This is a genomic window from Paenibacillus sp. 598K (genome assembly GCF_003851045.1).
Taxonomy (GTDB): Bacteria; Bacillota; Bacilli; order Paenibacillales; family Paenibacillaceae; genus Paenibacillus_D.
Window position 1 is genome coordinate 18,162 of record NZ_BFBX01000030.1, and the last position, 17,196, is coordinate 35,357.

The window sequence follows — 17,196 nt, forward strand, 5'->3', positions numbered from 1 at the left end:
CTGCAGCAGCTTGGCGAGCACCTCCGCCTGCTTGGCCCCGAGCCGCAGCGTCGCCTCTCCTGCTCCCCGCTCCCAGCCGAGCTGATCGACATACAGGAAGCCGGTGCTGGAGCCTTCGCTGGCGCTGCCTGCGCGGATCGCCTCCGCCGCCTCGGGACGGCTCAGGATGCTGTCCCGGTCCAGATCAGTCATGTACAGCGGATAAGTCTCTCCCAGCACGCGCAGCACCCCGAGCGTATTCCACATCTGCGTCGCCTCCAGCTCATCGGCCGTGATGCCGACCGCCTGCACGAACGCGACCTTGCCATTGGGCGTCTCGATCTCGCCCAGCTCGGGATCGGTGATGAAGGCGAGCGCCGTCAGCTTGGTGTCGGAGCCCAGCTTAATCGGACCGTTGGCATCGAGGTGATGGCCGGAGGAGAACACATTGCCGCTGCCGAACACGTAACGCGCCAGGTTTTGCAGCATATTGATCGCCCAGGCCGGTGGCTGCTCCTCATCCGGTCGGCGCGTCAGCCGCATCGTCAGCTCGAAGCCGTAACCGCTGATCTCCGGGTCGTTGCCCTCCTTCTCGTACAGATCGGAAAATCCGTACGTCACGACATGCCAATGCGGAGACGGCTGCTCGGCCCGATAGACGCTGATGCCAGCGAGCGGGTCATTGCCTCCCAGCATATAGGGCAGCGCGCTCGCATAATGAAGCGGCTCCTGCTCCCCGTATATCGGCTGCAACGCGCCATCGATGGCCTCCCATCCGATTGCTTCCACTTCCTCGTTCATCACTTTCTCCTCCTGTCCAACAATTGGTTTTACAGCTATTGTATCATTACCACCCCGCGCGAGGTCAAAGCAGGCTCATGACAATTTTCGCGCCGCCCCCGACAGACCGCTTGCCGTCATAGAGCAAAGCTTCCGATGCAAGCGATCTCGCTTGCATCGCATTGCTATTCGAGCAGGAAATCGCTATATTTCAAGTAGGAGGTGACGGTCTTGGACAATCCACTGTTCCATCATCTGGTGCCCAACGTGTTTTTGTTTGTCGACCGCAAGTGCTTCCCCGACTGGACGATCGAAAGGCGCAAGATCGGGTTCCACGATCTGACCTTCGTTATCGGCGGCAAGGCCCGTTACGTGATCAACGGCGAGGCCTACACCGTGGAGGCAGGGGACCTGCTGTACGTACCCGGCGGCAGCGTCAGGGAAGCGCATACATTCGCAGACGCGCCAATGCACGCCTACCCGTTTAACTTCCACTGGGCAGGTCCGCATAATCATGTCTCTCTGCCGTTCGGCATCGTCACCAAGAAGATGATCACCAAGGAGATCCTGACTTATATCCGCGACTTCAAGCAAGTGTGGATGGACAAGCAGCCTTTCTATATGATCCGGGCGCGGGCGCTGTTCGAGCTGATCCTGCACTCCCTGCTCACCAACTATTACATGCAGGCGTCGAGCCGCACCGACCCGCGCGTCAAAAAAGTCATCGACTACATTACCGACCACTATGCCGAGCCGCTGCAGCTGAGCGACATGGCTGAGCTCGTCCAGCTCCACCCGGTCTATCTGGGCAAGCTGTTCAAGCAGCATACCGGATCGTCCTACAAGGAATACGTCAACCGAATACGGATCAACAGCGCCGAGATGATGCTGCTGGCCGGCGATTTCAATGTGACCGAGACGGCGACGCGCTGCGGCTTCCAGGACGTGTATTACTTCAGCAATCTTTTCAAGCAGATCAAGGGCTACCCGCCCTCGATGGCCAAAAAGGTGTTGGAAGACACCAAAAGGGCACTGGTTTCCCAATACCCTTCGGAACGGACATTATGAATAGTTGGAATACGCCGCTAATTAAGCTGCATACGTCCTATTGCTCGCCGACCGGAGCCTCCCATACCTCATCGATCGCCGCCTGGAACGGCCCTTTGTACTTCTCGACCACGGTCGATACGGATACGCCGTTGACCAGCTCGTCGCTCATCTCGTAATACGGCATGGATGGATAGTAGTCGATCTGCTCGATGACCCGGATGCTGTCGGAGGAGGTTTTGGCATTTTGGATATCGGCTTCATTGCTGAAGAACTTCTCCAGGTCCCCTTGCTTCGGATAGTCGTAGATCGATTCGATGTCGTAGATCTTCTCCCATAGATAGACGAGCTGCTCCGGATTGTCGACGGCTCTCGGGATCGTGTAGTAGTTAGGAATCGTCACAAACGTATGATATTTCGAAGCGCTTGGCCCTTTGGGGAAGGGCAGGAAGCCGATGTCATAGTCGCCCATATCGGTTTTGAAGTCGTTGATCTCATAATCCATGCCGGGATACAGCAACGTGTTGCCCTGCAAGAAAAACTGCTTGGGCTCCGTCCAGTCGCCGCCTTCCGTCGGCCGCGCGATGTTCTCCGTGGCCAGTCGGGAGATAAAGCCCAGCGACTCAAGCGTCTTCGGATCGTCAAGCGTCTGCTTGCTGCCCTGGACGATTCCGGTCTCATTGGACGACAGCGCCGGGATGAGCATCGAGGCAGTCGCCAGTCCCCAGCGATCGAGATTGCCGTCGTTGTCCGTGTCCTTGTTCCCTTCCTTGGCGACCTGGATGAACGTCTCCCAGTTCCAGTTGTCCTCATCTACGTACTCCTGCAGCGGCTTCATGCCGTACTCGTTCATCAGGGTGCGGTTGTAGAATACCCCGGACGCTGCGCCACTGACGCCGATGCGGAAGCCGTAGCCGCGTCCCTCGAACTGGGAGTGATCCGTCGTGTATTGCAGGACGAACGCATTGCCATTGGTTACGTACTCGTCGACAGGCCAGAATAAATCCTGCTTCACCAGCCCCGGCATCATCCATGGCCGCGCGACGCGGATAATATCGCCCAGCGGATCGCCCGCCAGCAAGGTTGAGGCGATCTTGTCGCGGTATTCGCCGTAATCGACGATGACATATTCGACGGTGAAGTTATGCTTTTCCATCAGCGCGTCGAGATTCTCCTTGCGCTGGATGCTGTCAGGGCTGTCTGTCTGGATCGCCTCATCGTACCAGGAGACGAGCTTGATCGTACGCCCGCCCAGATCGAAGTCCATCTCCGGCGTCGCGCCTGGATTGGCAGCCTCCGCTTCGTCCTCCCCATTGGCCGGCTGCTCCTGGACCACATCGTTGCCGCCCGTTGCCTCTGTTCCTCCTGCGCCCTCGCTCTCGCCTCCACCGCCGCTGCTGCATGCGGTCACGAATACCAATACGAAGACACACAAGACGACCCACCATTTACGAAACGCCATTTCTACTAACCCCTTCCCCTGTAATCGCAATTATTTGTAGCGCTTTCAAAAAGTATATAAGCGTTTCCAGTATCGCTCCATAGACATTCTCAACCGGATTTGTGAGAAGTCAACATAACTGTTCGACAGCATGCTGCACGGCTAGACAAGCCGTGTCGTTCGATGGTCGACACGCAGTGCTCGCATGGGCTCGGACCGTGGGAATGGGGATCGTCAGATGGGTCCCGTCAGATAGGAGCCGTCTTCTGCGTGCTGCGGAACAAAGGGGGTACTGGAGCGTCCGAGCTGCGCCGGAGCATTCGTGCAAGGGAAGAAAGGTGCACTGGAGCACCCAAACAACGCCGAAACGGCCTCTGGCTGGCATGTCGCATGCCGGCCAGAGGCCGCTCGTCTACGGGGAATGTCTGCGATGATTGTTTATTCGAACTCAGCCGTAATATCCGTCCATCCTGACAGGTCGGGCAATTGCTGCGTCTCCCAGTACGCCAGGAAGATGCTGACGGCCTCAGCCGGGTCAGCGGAGAGATAGCTGTAATGCTGAAACGACTCATCGTCCTGGACGATCCGCACCTCGGAGAGGATGCCGCCGCTGCCCTCCGGGTCGCCGATCGCTTGCATATAGATACTGCCTTGGATTGGCTGGTCAGGCTCGAGGACGAAAAAATCATCGTCGCCATCGGTCAGGAAATCCTGGATAATATCGCGGATGAGCGACGCATTGATCTCCTCGTGCGGATAGTCTTTATGTTGTGTACGCACGGTATAGACGATGCCGTTGCCCTGCAAGTTGTCTTGTGCCATCATGATTCCTCCTGGATTGGTACTCTGTAACCTGCGGCTACAGGGAAAACTCGTGTAATCCCGCCCCCCATGATCGTATCGATACGGTCAATGGGCCCGAATGCTATCTATTCAGGCACTCAGCCTACGTCAACGGTCACCAATCGACAAACGCGAAAATTGTTCCATGTGGAACATTGCCGACGATTGTGAAACATTGGCGACTCATGCCGGATGTCGGGGCGAGTGCTCTTGTAGCACGCTTGCTTACCCTTCGTTCGGCCGCAATCTGGCGACGAGGCTTGCAAAATTCGGCGCAATCTCTCGCACATTGTCGTCCATCAGCTGCTGCGCCTCCTCCGGCGACGACGCCTCGTCCTGGGCATCCTCCCACACCATCGCCATCTCATGCTCGATGACGACGACGGTCGGCTCGTCTGCGTTGCCGCGATAATCGAACAGATAATTGCTGCCGCTGCTGACGCTCCATGCGAACGGGACGAGTCGCGTCGGATCCGGATTAACCGGATCGACCAGATCCGCCGTATTGGCCAGATACTGATCGTCGAGCGCCATGAAGCGCAGCTCCCACTCCTCTACCTCACCGTCCTCCACCAGATCGTATGCCTGCTCCCCCGCTTGTGCCAGGAATTGAAGATACGTCTGCGGCAAGGCCAGGCCGTAATGCGAATGAATCTGCTCGATAAAGTCCGTTGTCATAAGCTTTCGCCTCTTCGTCTAGTATTGGGTGACGTAACGCCCTAGCGTTGGAACTTACGCAATTGCTCCAGCACGAACGTCTCGAAGCTGGCGAAGCGGACCGCTGCCTCCAGTGGCAACGCCGCTTCCATATCGTCGACGAGGAGCAGGCCAGGGTCGGTCTCTGACTGGCGGTAATCGAGCAGTACCATCGCGCCGCGACTCGTCTCCAGCACGACCAGCGCCTCCGGGCGATCCGCCTTCGCTGCCCAGGGCTCGACGCCCGCAGGGAAGCGGATGCGCGCCGACAGCTCGGCCAGTGTGACGACATACTCGAGCGGAGCTAGTCCCTCCCAGGCGGTGCGCCGGGCAGCCCGACCATCATGCTCCCCGATCCAGAAGCGGTAGGCCGGCACGCCGCCGTTGCGAGTACGCCAGATCGCCTGCACGAGCGGCGGCAGCGCGTACCCAAGCCTCGCCTCGGTCGCCCGGATCAGCTCATCGTCTGCCTGCGGCTGCGGCTCCCAGCCGCCGTCGCCGGAGCGCGCACTATTAGCGAAAGGGTGTCGGTCAGTCAGCCAAAAGACCGCCGGGCGCTGCTCGGCAGACAGCAGTCCAAGCGGCGGACTGAGGTATCGCCCGGCCTCGCCATACTCATCCGAATCCGGCTGCACGCGGCGCAGCGCGGCGAAGAACGCATCAAAGCTCGGAAACACGCAGTCGATCGGGTCCTCCGGCTGGTCAAAATCGGCGATCACGACGCGAGGCTCCCCCGGCTGCGAGTAGTCGAGCAGCGTCATGTCGCCGTAGCGGGATTGCAGGACGATCAGACGATCCGCATGCTCCGGCTCCTCATCCGGGTCATGGGTGAAGTCCTGATAGCGCTCATATACCGTGCGCAGCTTGCTTACCGGGCACAGGCTCGAGTAATCGATCGCAAACGCGCCGCGCCAATCGTCATATACCAAGGCAGGCTGTTCCTTGAGTGGCACATACAGCGTGCCCACATATCCCCCGTCCATCCTGTTGTACAATCGGCGCAGCAGCTCGGGCAGCCGGATGCCGAGCCGCTGCTCGGCGGCGGCGATCGCCTCCTCGCTCGCGCCTAGCGGCTGCGCCTCGACGGAAACGCCTCGTCCCTCCATCGCCTCGCGGCCAGCATCGAAGCGCCAGTGATCCGCCGAGACGAAGAAGGTCTCCTCCGTCAGCGGCGTCGGGTCGAGCGGAATTTCCTCCTCCATAGGCACATCCCTCCAGGTATATAACTTCAGATGTCTATAAGTCCAAGCCCTTCCAATCCAGTATAGCGCGGATAACAGCCATTTGAAAATTAGCCTCTGCGCCTATCCCTAGTCCTGGCTGGAGAAGGTATCCGGACCTAATCCTGGTCTAGGAGTGGTCTGAATCTGGCGCTTCCGCCCGCAACTCGACGGTCCCGTCGACGTAGACGAGGCGACCAAGCAGCTCCGTCGCTGTCATCGTGTAGTCCACGAAGCGCGAATCCGGCGCGAGCTTGGCTCGCCAGATCGTCAGCCCGCCATCCGGGCTTGCCGTCACCATCATCTCCTGCTGCTGCAGCTCATAGGCCAGCGTCTCCATCTGCCCTGTCGCCGGGTCGTAGTAGCCGATCTGCGAGCGATGCATCCCCGAGCCCCAACTGTACGTATAGTAAAACTCCTGCTGACCATCGCCGTTCAAGTCGGCCAGCGCCATGCTCGTCACGCCGAAGCCGCCCAGCCACGGCTCGAGCGGATGCGCCGCGCCTCCATGCAACAGGAACGATGCTGAAGAGACGTCATACTTGAAGATGCGGTAGTCCGAGGCCTCCCGGATGGCAGTCGAAGTAATATTGTAGGGGGTATCGTCCGCGTAGCCTGACTCGAATGGCCCCTGCGCCGCCATGAATTCGTCGATGTCCTGTGTGTCCCCACGGATGACGAGTGAATGAGGCTGCACCTCCTGCACCGGTTGCTCCTCCTGCCTGGTCAGCTCGAAGATGCTCCAGATCGTCCGGAATTTCCTCTCCGGCGCCTCCAGCTCGCGTAGCTCGGCCAGCCATACCGCATCACCGACCAGATAGAGAGCGTAGCCCGGAGTAGCACCCGCCTCTTTGAGCACATAACGATACAATTCCCCGTATGGCGGGAGCTCCGGCACGCCAACCTCGCTCAGCGGGCCAAAGTCGTCCCGGAACGTCTGCTCGTCGATAAGCTGCCCGTCCTGCCACTCGATCTCCACGTCCTGTCGCCGGACATCGTCTGCGAGGATGAGCGCATGCTCGCTCAGCACATATTGCGCCTCGTACCCCTCTCCTGCAAAGGCGGAGCTGAGCGGATGCATGTAGACCTGACTATGGAAGCGGTAGCTGCCGTAGAGGTCGCTCCGCTCCTCCCCGCCGCTGCTGCTGCTGGCAGCAGGGTTGGTCGCGCAAGCCGCGATGACGAGCGCGCACAGGACAGCAAAGGCTGCCACAAGTGATCGGCGTGGCTGCCGGTAGCGCAATGCGTTCCTCACGCGCTCGCCGATGACCGACTCGCCAAAGGCGAGCGGGCCCGCCGCGGGCAACCGACGATCGGTCGCAAGCGCGAGCAGACAGGCACTGTACGCCTGGGCGCTGCCGGGACCGCTCTCCGCCAACACACGCTCGTCGCAGCTCATCTCCATATCGCGGGTCATACGGCCAAAAGCGATCCATACGAGCGGGTTAAACCAATGCAGCGCCAGTACGAGGAACGCTGCCGCCTTGATCAGATGGTCTCCCCGCCTAAGATGACACCGCTCATGGCGCAGGACATATGCGCGGGCTGACGCCTCCAGGTCGAAGGGAAGGTAGATGCGCGGCCGGAACAGTCCGAGGATAAAAGGCGAGCTGATCCGGTCAGACTCGTAAACACCCGGCTCCAGTCGGACCGCCGTCGCCAGACGGCGATGCAGCCGCCAGTACGCGATTGCGCCATAGGACAGCAGGAGCGCCGCGCCGATGCCCCAGACCGCCGTCGCCAAGGCCAGCGCGAGCTGCATCGGATGTGCGCTCGCTACCGGAGTGCTTGACGTGCCTGATGTACCTGATGTGTCTGCTAGCAGACTGTCGTTGATCTGCGTATTCATCGCCGGAATCCCGATCGTTATCTTCGGTTGCTCGACTGTGCCGATCTCGGGCGGGATATAGCTCAGGGCGACATCGCTCTCCTGCTGTGCGACCCTCATGTCAAAGGACGGTAGATTAAACACGCTCAGCTCGGAGCTGAGCGCCACCGGACAGACGAGCCGGAACAGGACGACCGCCCATAGCAGGTAAGCGTATCTCTTGGGGGCGCGTTTGAACAACAGACGAACGAGCAGCACGATCGCGATCACATACGAGGCGGTGAGACTCATATTGACGATCGTAAGGAAGAGAGTCTCCATCGCTAGTCCTCCCTATGCTCGTCGATGAGCCGCTTCAGCTCCTCGGCCTCAGCCTTGGAGATCTTCCGATTGCCAAAAAAGGTCGCGAGGAACTGCGGCAAGGAGCCGCCGAAGGTTCGATCGATAAAATACTCGCTCTCCACCGCCTGCACCTGCTCTCTGGGCACCCGTGCGCTGACGACCGTATCGACGTTTTGCAGCATGCCCCTCTCGCATAGCTTCCTCAGTACCGTATACGTCGTCGGCTTTTTCCAGCCGAGCCGCTCCGCGCACAGCGTCACCAGCTGACCCGATGGCAACGGCTCGTGGTCCCACACGACCAGCATGAACCGATAGTCGCTCTCGCATAGCTTCAGATGTTCCATTACTCCGCCTCCGTCTGGTTTATAGTTGTAAACCTACGCTTTTAGTTTATAACTATAAACCACCATAGTCAATCGCAATATTCTTGACGGATAGGGTCTAACGATCTCAGCCGAATTGTCTAAACAAAATCGCCTAATTATCCATGTGCAAGACCGAAGCCTGTTGGGTATCATAGGTTCATCGAGATTGATTCTCATTATTAACTTGAAGCGAGGAGATTAACATCATGAAAAGGGGATCTGTCCACTTGCTGCGCTCGGGAGCGCTCATCCTGCTCTTGACCCTAATATTCGCCGGATGCAGCACCCCGTCGACCAACGGCACAGACGCAGGCACTCCACCCGCTACGCCAAACCAAAACGAATCTACCAGCACGGATGACAGCTCGACGACTAGCCAAGCGCCGGAGACCAAGTCCTTCACCGACACTGTCGGAGTCAAGGAAATCCCTGTGAACCCGCAACGCATCTTCTCCATCAGCGCAAGTACGCAATTGCTGGCGCTCGGGGTCACGCCGGTAGGCGGTCTGCAATACGAGATCGAACAGGATTATTATCTGCGCGGATACGCCGATCAGATCAAGATTGCCGGCGACTATCCTCCCAATATGGAGGCCATCCTGGAGCTGCAACCCGATCTTATCATTGCCTCTTCCTTCGTCTCGGAGGATATCGTGGCCCAACTGGAGCAGATCGCGCCGACAGTCCTCTATCCGTGGGAAGCGAATCTGTACGATCAATTACGCTACATCAGCGACATCATCGACAAGCAGGAGGAGGCCGAGCGTTGGATTGCAGCCCATGACGCCAAAGCGTCGCAGCGCAAAGAAGAGATCAGCAAGCTCGTCGAACCGGGCGCGACAGTGGCAGCAATCGAGATCATCAAGCAATCGTTCCAGGTAGCGGGCAATCGCAATATGGGATATGTGCTGCATGATCTGTTGGGACTCAAACGCCTGCCCTTCGTGCAGGAGGCGATCGACAAAAACGAAGGTTATCTGGTCTATACAGACGGACAGTCGCTGGAGATGCTGCCGGAGCTAACCGCGGATTATCTCATTGTAAAGGTTAACGATACCCAGCCAGGATCGACAGATTTCTTCGAAGAAATGCAGCAGTCCAGTCTATGGAAAACGCTGCCTGCCGTCCAAAAAAATCAAGTGTTTGTCGTACCTCACGATCAATGGTGGTCCTACACCTTGTTCTCCACCGACGCACTGCTGGACAAAGCTGTTGCCCTGTTCCAGATAGCGAAATAACGCTCCATTTCCAGAAGTCCTCTGTCTCAGGGGGCTTCTCTGTTGTGTCCGAATATCGTACAATCAATGAACAATGAGGACGATGGTGATCTATCGGGAGGAGACGAGCCTGTGAACGCGGAGACAGCCGACGAACGAATCGATGAATGGCGCTTTCGCTGGGTAGATCAGCGGACACATAAGCTCGACCTGAGTATGCCCTTGCCGCCTTTTACTCCCCAGACGCACCTCTTGTGGGTTGTCGTGGAGGGGAACGTCGCGTTGATCATCGACGGGGGGCGTATCTTGTTGCATCCGAGTCAGGGCATCGTCTTTACACCAGGCACTAGAGTCGAGCTTGAGCCGCAACCCGGCACGAGTCTGTACGCGCATGCCCTTGCTTTCGAAGTCGTGACGAGCGGGGACGATCCGCCGCAGAGCGGAGCCTTGTCCAGTATCGCCGGGCGGACGATTCCGCTCAAGCCTTTGTCCTTCTTCCTGCAGCTCTTCGAATCGCTGGAGGCCTGCAGTGCCGGCACGAGAATGGATCGATTCCGACGCCATATTCTGGTGCAGGACTGCCTTTATCATGTCGTCCTACAGTCATCCATCGCCGCCCCGACCAATTCCAGAGAAGCCGTGAAGCAGACGATAGATTATATCCACGCACACTATCGCCAGCAGATCAAACTATCCGACCTGGCAGTGATGGCCTGCGTCAGCATCCGACAATACAATCATATCTTCAGGCAGATCACCGGGACCAGCCCAATGGATTATGTGCATCAGGTCCGTATCGAGCGCGCCAAGACGCTGTTGCACACATCCTCTCGGGACATGCTATCGATTGCCCATCAGGTAGGATTCAAGGATGAGTTTTATTTTAGCCGTCGCTTCAAGCAGCAGGAGGGCGTATCGCCGACGGTATACTTGCGCAAGCGCCAGCCGCGCGTCATCGGTCTGCTGTATACCTCTCACCTCCTCGCGCTCGGACTGACCCCCATCGGAGCGCCGGATTATCACCTCTTCGAGAACGCGTATGTCCGGCCTTACCTGTCGGATATGCAGTCGTTCCAATGGTCCCCGTGCGATATCGAGGCGATCCGGGCCATGGAGCCGGACCTCATCCTCGGCTACGAGCATATGACGCCGGGAGAGTACAAGCAATGCTCGGATATCGCCGAGGTGGTCCGTATCCCTTGGCAAACCCAGGATGTCTACCAACAGCTCGACAGCGTGTCAGCCGTTATCGACAAACGTAGGGAAGGTCTAATATGGACAGAGGAGCACCGGGAGAAAATCGGACGCGTCCGGCAGGAGGCGCTGGCCGTTATCGGCGCTGGCGAGTCTTGTGCCGCTCTCCTGCTAGAGTCGGATGGCTTCCGGTTGGCGGGCAATCGCAATATGGGACATGTCCTGTACGAATCTCTCGGGCTGACGCCTCATCCGCTCGTGCAGCAATTCCTGGAGACCTATAACGGTACGAACGCTTACTCCGAAAAACTTCCCTACGAATCGCTGCACCTGTATGATGCGGATCGGATGTTTGTCATGGTGAGCGGACGTGAGGGCAGGCTTGCGCAACAGACCTTCCGCAAGCTGCGACGATCAGAAGCATGGCGGAGCCTGCGCGCTGTGCGTCAAGACACGGCGCATCTCCTCTCCTTCGACCGGTGGTGGATGTATACCCCGCTCGCCGTAGATGGCCAACTCGACGATGTCGTTCGATGTCTCGCCGCCCCATCTGCCCGGATCGGACCAACTTAGGTCCGCCCTCAGGCAGGATCAAGCATGCCAACCTCACATCAAAAACAGCCCCCGCCCCTGCAAATGCGCAGGACGGAGGCTGTTTGCTTAGCCGATCCAATTCATATTATTCAGAGGAACATACGTTCCATTTATTTTAGGCAAGCCTGTACTCAACATCATAACAGAATTCGAATTATAAGTCTACATTTTCTGTTCCGAATATGCCAAAATAGAGACCTGGCTCAAAAGCCGCGGCATCAACTTGAAAAAGGAGGTCAAACACGTGGAAAACAATCAGGCCTTCCGCGAGGAAGCCGCCAAGCTGGAAGAAGCGCAGCACGAGATCGCGCGGCAGCTAGAGGGGATCAGGGGACGGTATTACGGCGACGACTTCCTGGAGCAAGTGCTGGACGCGCGTCGACTGGAACAGCGCGAGCGACTGGAGCTCCTGGAGAAAGAGCCTTACTTCGGCAGGCTGGACTTCCAGGAGGAGGGGACCGAGGAGCCCGCCGTCCTGTATATCGGCAAGCGCGGGATGGACCGCGAGGGCGGACTGCAGCCGTATATCATCGACTGGCGGGCGCCGGTAGCGAGCCTGTTCTACTCGTTCAGCGGCGGCGAGGACGCGGTCGTCTACGAAGCGCCGGACGGCGAGGTGCGGGGCGAGGTGTATCGCAAGCGCAATCTGTCGATCCGCAGTCGACAGCTGCAGCGCGTCGTCGACAGCTACGAGCGGGGCGGCGACAATCTCGGCCTGAGCGACGAGTTCCTGCTCTATCGGCTGGGCGAGCGCAAGGATAACAAGCTGCGCGACATCGTCTCGACGATCCAGTCCGAGCAGGACCGGATCATCCGCGCGGAGCGCAATGTCGCGCTGATCATCCAGGGGGCCGCCGGCTCCGGCAAGACAACCGTGGCGCTTCACCGCCTCGCCTATCTGCTCTATCGCTACCAGGGTCAGATCCGGGCGGAGCGGATGATCGTATTCGCGCCCAATGCGATGTTCCTCGACTACATCTCCGGCGTCCTGCCGGAGCTGGGCGTCGGCGATGTGCGGCAGACGACCTTCGCCGACTGGGCGCTGGAGCTGCTGGGCGGCGAGGTTCGGCTCGCCGAGCCTGCCAGCGGACGACAGGCGGTGGATTGGTTCGCCCTGGAGGGGCAGCGGCCGCCGAGCGACGAGACGTCGCCCGGCCGTTGCAAGGGCACGCTGGCCTTCAAGCGATGGCTGGAGGCGCAGCTGCCGGAGTATGAGGCAGCGTTCCTGCCGCCCGGGGACTTCGAAGCGTGGGAGGGCATGACGCTGCGCCATGAGCAGATCGCGACATGGTTCAACGTCGAGTACCGCTACGACCCGCTGGCCCCGCGCCGCGAGCGGCTGCTCGCGCGGATCAATCGCTGGATGGAGATGGCGCTCGGCGAGATCGCCGATCCGAAGCGGCGCAAGGACCGCGCCAAGACGGCCCGCACCCGGCTGCGCGCCTATGCCAAGAAGCTGCCCTTAGCGGACGCTCTGACGGTCTACCGGTGGATATTGGAACGGACGGCCGAGTCGGGAGCTGATGGGGCCGCAAGCGTCAAAACTGCGGCCCCTCAGGCTAGTGATGGAGCTGCCGGAGGGCCGATGGACGCGGGCGTTGCAAGAGCGACACACCCTGTCGACTCCCGCACAGCCCCGCAGGCTAGCGATGGAGCTGCCGGCAGCCCGACCGACAAAGCAGCTGCAGGCGCTGCACACCCTGCCGATGGCAGTACAGCTACCGGGGAGCAACATACCTCCGCAGCCTTCGCGATGCCCGCCGGATTACGGGAGAGGACGCTCGGGCAGCTGAAGAAAAAAGCCGTCGCCCCCGAGGATCTGCCGCCGCTGGCGTTGCTGCATATCGCGTTGCACGGCTGGCGCGGACCGCGCTTCGACCATGTCGTCATCGACGAAGCGCAGGATTTCTCGCCGTTCCAGATTGCCTTGCTCAATGAAGGGATGGCCGAGTCGTCATTCACGATCCTCGGCGACCTCGCCCAGGGCATCCATGCCTACCGGGGGCTGCGGAGATGGGAGGAGCTAAGCGCGATCTTCCCCGAGGCTGCCCGCTCGTATCACGAGCTGCGGCTCAGCTATCGCTCGACGATGGAGATCATCGCCTTCGCCAACCGCTTCATCCCGCACACCGGCACAGGCTTGCGAGCAGCGGAGCCGGTGTTCCGCAGCGGCGAGCCGGTGCGGCTCGAGTCGCCTGCTGCCAACGAGGAGATCGGTTGGTTGCTCGATTACATCCGGGAGTGCCGAGCGGGCGGCATGGAGACCGTCGCGCTGATCGGCCGGACGCCGCAGGACTGCCAGCGTCTCCACCAGGAGCTGTCGGAGGCCGACCCCGAGCTGACGCTGCACCTGATCGACGAGGGCCAGCGCAGCTACGCGGGCGGCATCACCGTCCTGCCAGCCCATCTGGCCAAGGGCCTCGAGTTCGACGCTGTCGCTGTCTGCGGCGTGGACAGCCGACGCTACACGGCTACGCCGGAGGACGCCAAGCTGCTCTATGTCGCCTGCACCCGGGCGCTGCATCGACTGGCGCTGATATGCGGCGAGGATGCATCGCCGCTGCTGGCAGAGGCGGGGGCAGTCTGATTAGGAATGGCCCCGCACCGCAATGTCCCTCCGTGCTTTATGCCGGAATTGACAGCATACAGCGCACATATGCCAAGAGGGCCTCAAACTCCACGATTGAGCGGAGCTTGAGGCCCTTTTTGTGTTCACAACGGTACTGCGAGACATAGCCCGATCCTAATGGTACGACAGGCGCAGCCGCAAACCCTTTCCTCGCCACGCAGACCACATTAACGATGGGACGAGCTATCCGATTCCATTCCTCCTGCGTCACCGATACCTATTCACTCCGGATACAGCGGCGGCAAATCAACGTCGAGACGGTCGGCGACGAGCGTGTAAAACTCCGGGAAACGCGGATCAGCGGAGCCCGGGAGCTCCTCGAAGGCGCGCAAGCCAAGTCCTGCTCCGGCAACGGCAGTGAGGATGTCACCCACGGTCCAGCTCTTCGTGCGCACCAGTTGCAACCCGCCCCGCTCTTCCTTCGGCAGCAGCTTGGCGACCTCCTCGTATATCGCCGGAGCGATCCTCGCTCCGACGTCCCGTTAGATGACAGGAATCCATATTCTATCATGAGCAATCAGATTGTCAATATCTGTCTGATATTCCCCCTTGTCCCGCCTCAGTCGGGACGTTCGTCACCCGCAACGGGCTCGTATTGATTCTCTTGCACCTGTTATGAATGCTCTATATGGGGTAAGGTTACTTAAGAATCTGGATAGCATAATCTGTCAAAGGAGTGTGGTCATCCCCATGTATCTTACTCATCCGAGGCGGATCGGCAGATCCGTGCTGTGGAGCCTCGCCTGCGCCATCGTCCTGATCCTCGTCTGGAGCGGCAGCGCATCCGCTGCCAACAAGACCATCGAGGTGCAACTCGACACCAAGCCGTTGACCTTCGACGTCGACCCGGTCATCCAGAACGGCTCGACGCTCGTACAGTTCCGACCGCTATTCGAGGCCATGGGTCTCAAGCTGGACTATAACAATACGACCAAGACGATCACCGGCACCAAGGAGGGGCTGCGTATTACGATGAAGATCGGCAGCACGCAGGCGGATGTGAACGGCCAGACGCTGACCCTCGGCCAAGCGCCGCTCATCCTCAATGGCAATACGATGGTGCCGCTGCGCTTTATCGGCGAATCAACAGGTGCCGTCGTCGGATGGAATCCCTACAAGCCCCAGGTGGTCGTCTTCACAGAAGCGTACTGGACCTCCCAAGGCGCCACTCGCGAAGATGTGGAAGCCGCAATCAAGCAAGAGCTGGAGCGCATCAAAAAAGAGCTCGAGGCCAGCCAGGGATCAGGCAACGGCAACACGCCGATCAAGCCCGTCCCCGTCCCCGCCAAGCCCGGCGGCAGCGGCGTCTACAAGCCAGCCGTGTCCGATCAAGTCAGTCTGAGCAAGCTCCAGGGCATGTACGCCGGCTTCCGCCCCGACTCGAGCGGATATGAATGCGGCGGCATGTGCTGGGACTTCTACACCTTCCTGTCTGGCAACAAGCTTGTCATCGGCACGCCCGAGCGAGGCGGACCCGAGACGATCAATTGCTCGGTCGATAAGTGCGTCAGTTACACGATTAGCAATGGTCAACTGAAGATTCAAGGCGGCGAGACGCTGCCCATCGCGGTCGAAAACGGCAAGCTGATCATTAACGATGTGGAGCTGGATCGCGTGAAGCCGGTCGGGGACAATCTGATGCTCTCCAAAGAATACATCCATCGCGGCTTCTTCGGATTGGTCGGCATCAGCGGCGGCTCGACCTCCTGGACGTATCATCTGAAGTTCAACGCCAATGGCACCTTCGAGAGCGACCGTACGATGATCGGCACCGTCCAGGGCGGCGGCACGACGACAGGCGGCACTGGTTCGTCATCAAGCGGCTCGTACAAGATTAGCGGCAATACGCTGACGCTGGCTTACAGCGACGGGCGCTCGGAGTTTCTGCTCTTCTTCGCCCACGACGGGTCGCTCGAGGATATCCAGATTGGAGAAGAGAATTTCTACCTCGACTGACGCACAAGTACAGACAATGCCAAGCCGATATACGTGTGGAACTTTTAACTGGTAGTATTCAGAAAGGAGTGTGTGTGGGGCAGTGATCCAGCATCAATGGGAAAGTCTGCGCGCCAAATGGGCTCGCAAGAGCCTGCTGAGCTTGCTTATCGTCACGCTCGTCCTGTCGGTGTGGGGAGGACAGCAGAGCCGCGCAGCAGAATCGGCCATTAAGGTGCGATTCGATGAAAAAGAGCTGCAGCTCGGTACGAAACCCTATCTTCAAAACGGCACGACCTTGGTCCCGATGCGGCCGTTGTTCGAGGCGCTAGGCATCGAACTGGCATGGGAGGCGTCCACCAAAACGGTGCGCGGCACCCGTGCGGGACTGGAGGTATCCTTGACCGTCGGCAGTAAAAAAGCCGTCATCAACGGCACCTCCGTCACGCTGGCCGAGGCGGCGGCCGTCCGCGACGGCTATACGCTCGTACCGCTCCGGTTCGTGAGCGAAGCCAGCAAGGCGCTGGTGCTGTGGGACCCGTATAGCCGCCAGGTCCTGGTCTATAGCGACGCTTTCTTCGGGGAGAAGGACATCGCCAAGCAAGACCTGCTGGATAAGTTCGAGCAGTATCTGGAGGAGCAACGCAAGAATAGTGATAGCGGAAGCGGCGGTTCAGGTAATTCGGGCGGGTCAGGCGGTTCGGGTGGCTCCGGTGGAAGCGGCGGATCAGGCGGAGGGAGCGGCGGAAACGACCGGATGTGCTCCGTGTGGCGCTACCATCCGGTATACGGCGGCAGTCTGGAATGGCAGCCCTGCTAAAGGAGAGCTAACGACAGTCAAGACCATCACATAAGCAAGACAACCGCATAAGGATCCACGCATGACAAGCAAGTCCGCCATCTCCAGAAGGCGGGCTTGCTCTGTCTCCAGGGACAAAGGCCGGATAGCGATAAATGCAAAAGTACCTTTATTTGCGGCGAAACGAGATGGAAAAAGGTAAACAAATGCAAATGTGCAGTTAATCGGAGTGAAATTGCCGCCTCATGTGCCTTTTCCCAAAAATAACTGCACTTTTGCATTAAAAT

Annotated in this window: 14 protein-coding genes; 6 read left to right on the forward strand and 8 right to left on the reverse strand. The window is 59.3% G+C overall.

What is annotated here, in order from left to right; genetic code table 11:
• Nucleotides 1-780: suppressor of fused domain protein (locus PA598K_RS10370; RefSeq protein WP_260405346.1), on the reverse strand; the 780-nt coding region annotated here is incomplete at its 3' end.
• A gap of 210 nt (nucleotides 781-990) precedes the next feature.
• Here PA598K_RS10370 and PA598K_RS10375 point away from each other — a divergent pair.
• Nucleotides 991-1,827 carry a helix-turn-helix transcriptional regulator gene (locus PA598K_RS10375; protein ID WP_260405347.1) on the forward strand — a complete coding sequence of 279 codons (837 nt, stop codon included), beginning with the start codon at nucleotides 991-993 and terminating at the stop codon, nucleotides 1,825-1,827.
• A 37-nt stretch (nucleotides 1,828-1,864) separates the two neighbouring features.
• Here PA598K_RS10375 and PA598K_RS10380 read toward each other — a convergent pair whose 3' ends face one another.
• The 6 genes from PA598K_RS10380 to PA598K_RS10405 form a co-directional block, all read right to left on the reverse strand.
• Nucleotides 1,865-3,268, reverse strand: a complete 1,404-nt coding sequence (locus PA598K_RS10380; RefSeq protein WP_128656878.1) for an ABC transporter substrate-binding protein — start codon at nucleotides 3,266-3,268, stop codon at nucleotides 1,865-1,867.
• Between the two features lie 417 nt (nucleotides 3,269-3,685).
• Nucleotides 3,686-4,069 carry a hypothetical protein gene (locus tag PA598K_RS10385; RefSeq protein ID WP_128656879.1) on the reverse strand — a complete coding sequence of 128 codons (384 nt, stop codon included), beginning with the start codon at nucleotides 4,067-4,069 and terminating at the stop codon, nucleotides 3,686-3,688.
• 246 nt (nucleotides 4,070-4,315) lie between these two features.
• On the reverse strand, nucleotides 4,316-4,768 hold the full coding sequence (locus tag PA598K_RS10390) for an SMI1/KNR4 family protein (RefSeq protein WP_128656880.1): 453 nt from the start codon (nucleotides 4,766-4,768) through the stop codon (nucleotides 4,316-4,318).
• A gap of 41 nt (nucleotides 4,769-4,809) precedes the next feature.
• Nucleotides 4,810-5,988 carry an SMI1/KNR4 family protein gene (locus PA598K_RS10395; RefSeq protein ID WP_128656881.1) on the reverse strand — a complete coding sequence of 393 codons (1,179 nt, stop codon included), beginning with the start codon at nucleotides 5,986-5,988 and terminating at the stop codon, nucleotides 4,810-4,812.
• 148 nt (nucleotides 5,989-6,136) lie between these two features.
• On the reverse strand, nucleotides 6,137-8,155 hold the full coding sequence (locus tag PA598K_RS10400; RefSeq protein ID WP_128656882.1) for a M56 family metallopeptidase: 2,019 nt from the start codon (nucleotides 8,153-8,155) through the stop codon (nucleotides 6,137-6,139).
• Between the two features lie 2 nt (nucleotides 8,156-8,157).
• Complete coding sequence (locus PA598K_RS10405; RefSeq protein WP_128656883.1) at nucleotides 8,158-8,520, reverse strand: BlaI/MecI/CopY family transcriptional regulator; 363 nt, start codon at nucleotides 8,518-8,520, stop codon at nucleotides 8,158-8,160.
• A 227-nt stretch (nucleotides 8,521-8,747) separates the two neighbouring features.
• Here PA598K_RS10405 and PA598K_RS10410 point away from each other — a divergent pair, with 227 nt between their 5' ends.
• From PA598K_RS10410 to PA598K_RS10420, 3 genes are all read left to right on the forward strand, one after another.
• A complete protein-coding gene (locus PA598K_RS10410; RefSeq protein ID WP_128656884.1) occupies nucleotides 8,748-9,779 on the forward strand; it encodes an ABC transporter substrate-binding protein in 1,032 nt (343 codons plus the stop codon).
• A 111-nt stretch (nucleotides 9,780-9,890) separates the two neighbouring features.
• The gene (locus PA598K_RS10415) at nucleotides 9,891-11,525 is read left to right on the forward strand and encodes an AraC family transcriptional regulator (protein ID WP_185601806.1); all 1,635 of its coding nucleotides are present in this window, start codon (nucleotides 9,891-9,893) and stop codon (nucleotides 11,523-11,525) included.
• Between the two features lie 265 nt (nucleotides 11,526-11,790).
• A complete protein-coding gene (locus PA598K_RS10420; protein WP_128656886.1) occupies nucleotides 11,791-14,133 on the forward strand; it encodes a HelD family protein in 2,343 nt (780 codons plus the stop codon).
• 263 nt (nucleotides 14,134-14,396) lie between these two features.
• Here the strand turns inward: PA598K_RS10420 and PA598K_RS36120 are convergent, their stop codons facing one another.
• Nucleotides 14,397-14,579, reverse strand: a complete 183-nt coding sequence (locus PA598K_RS36120) for a hypothetical protein (protein WP_185601808.1) — start codon at nucleotides 14,577-14,579, stop codon at nucleotides 14,397-14,399.
• 286 nt (nucleotides 14,580-14,865) lie between these two features.
• On the opposite strand from PA598K_RS36120, the gene PA598K_RS10425 reads away from it, so the two are divergent.
• Complete coding sequence (locus PA598K_RS10425) at nucleotides 14,866-16,131, forward strand: copper amine oxidase N-terminal domain-containing protein (protein WP_185601810.1); 1,266 nt, start codon at nucleotides 14,866-14,868, stop codon at nucleotides 16,129-16,131.
• Between the two features lie 82 nt (nucleotides 16,132-16,213).
• On the forward strand, nucleotides 16,214-16,930 hold the full coding sequence (locus tag PA598K_RS10430) for a copper amine oxidase N-terminal domain-containing protein (RefSeq protein WP_128656888.1): 717 nt from the start codon (nucleotides 16,214-16,216) through the stop codon (nucleotides 16,928-16,930).
• The last annotated feature ends 266 nt before the right edge of the window (nucleotides 16,931-17,196 follow it).

Coding starts and splice junctions, on each gene's coding strand:
- PA598K_RS10385 (WP_128656879.1), bottom strand. CDS start 4,069: ATGGCACAAGACAACTTGCAGGGCAACGGCATCGTCTATACCGTGCGT.
- PA598K_RS10380 (WP_128656878.1), bottom strand. CDS start 3,268: ATGGCGTTTCGTAAATGGTGGGTCGTCTTGTGTGTCTTCGTATTGGTA.
- PA598K_RS10395 (WP_128656881.1), bottom strand. CDS start 5,988: ATGGAGGAGGAAATTCCGCTCGACCCGACGCCGCTGACGGAGGAGACC.
- PA598K_RS10410 (WP_128656884.1), top strand. CDS start 8,748: ATGAAAAGGGGATCTGTCCACTTGCTGCGCTCGGGAGCGCTCATCCTG.
- PA598K_RS10400 (WP_128656882.1), bottom strand. CDS start 8,155: ATGGAGACTCTCTTCCTTACGATCGTCAATATGAGTCTCACCGCCTCG.
- PA598K_RS10405 (WP_128656883.1), bottom strand. CDS start 8,520: ATGGAACATCTGAAGCTATGCGAGAGCGACTATCGGTTCATGCTGGTC.
- PA598K_RS10425 (WP_185601810.1), top strand. CDS start 14,866: ATGTATCTTACTCATCCGAGGCGGATCGGCAGATCCGTGCTGTGGAGC.
- PA598K_RS10390 (WP_128656880.1), bottom strand. CDS start 4,768: ATGACAACGGACTTTATCGAGCAGATTCATTCGCATTACGGCCTGGCC.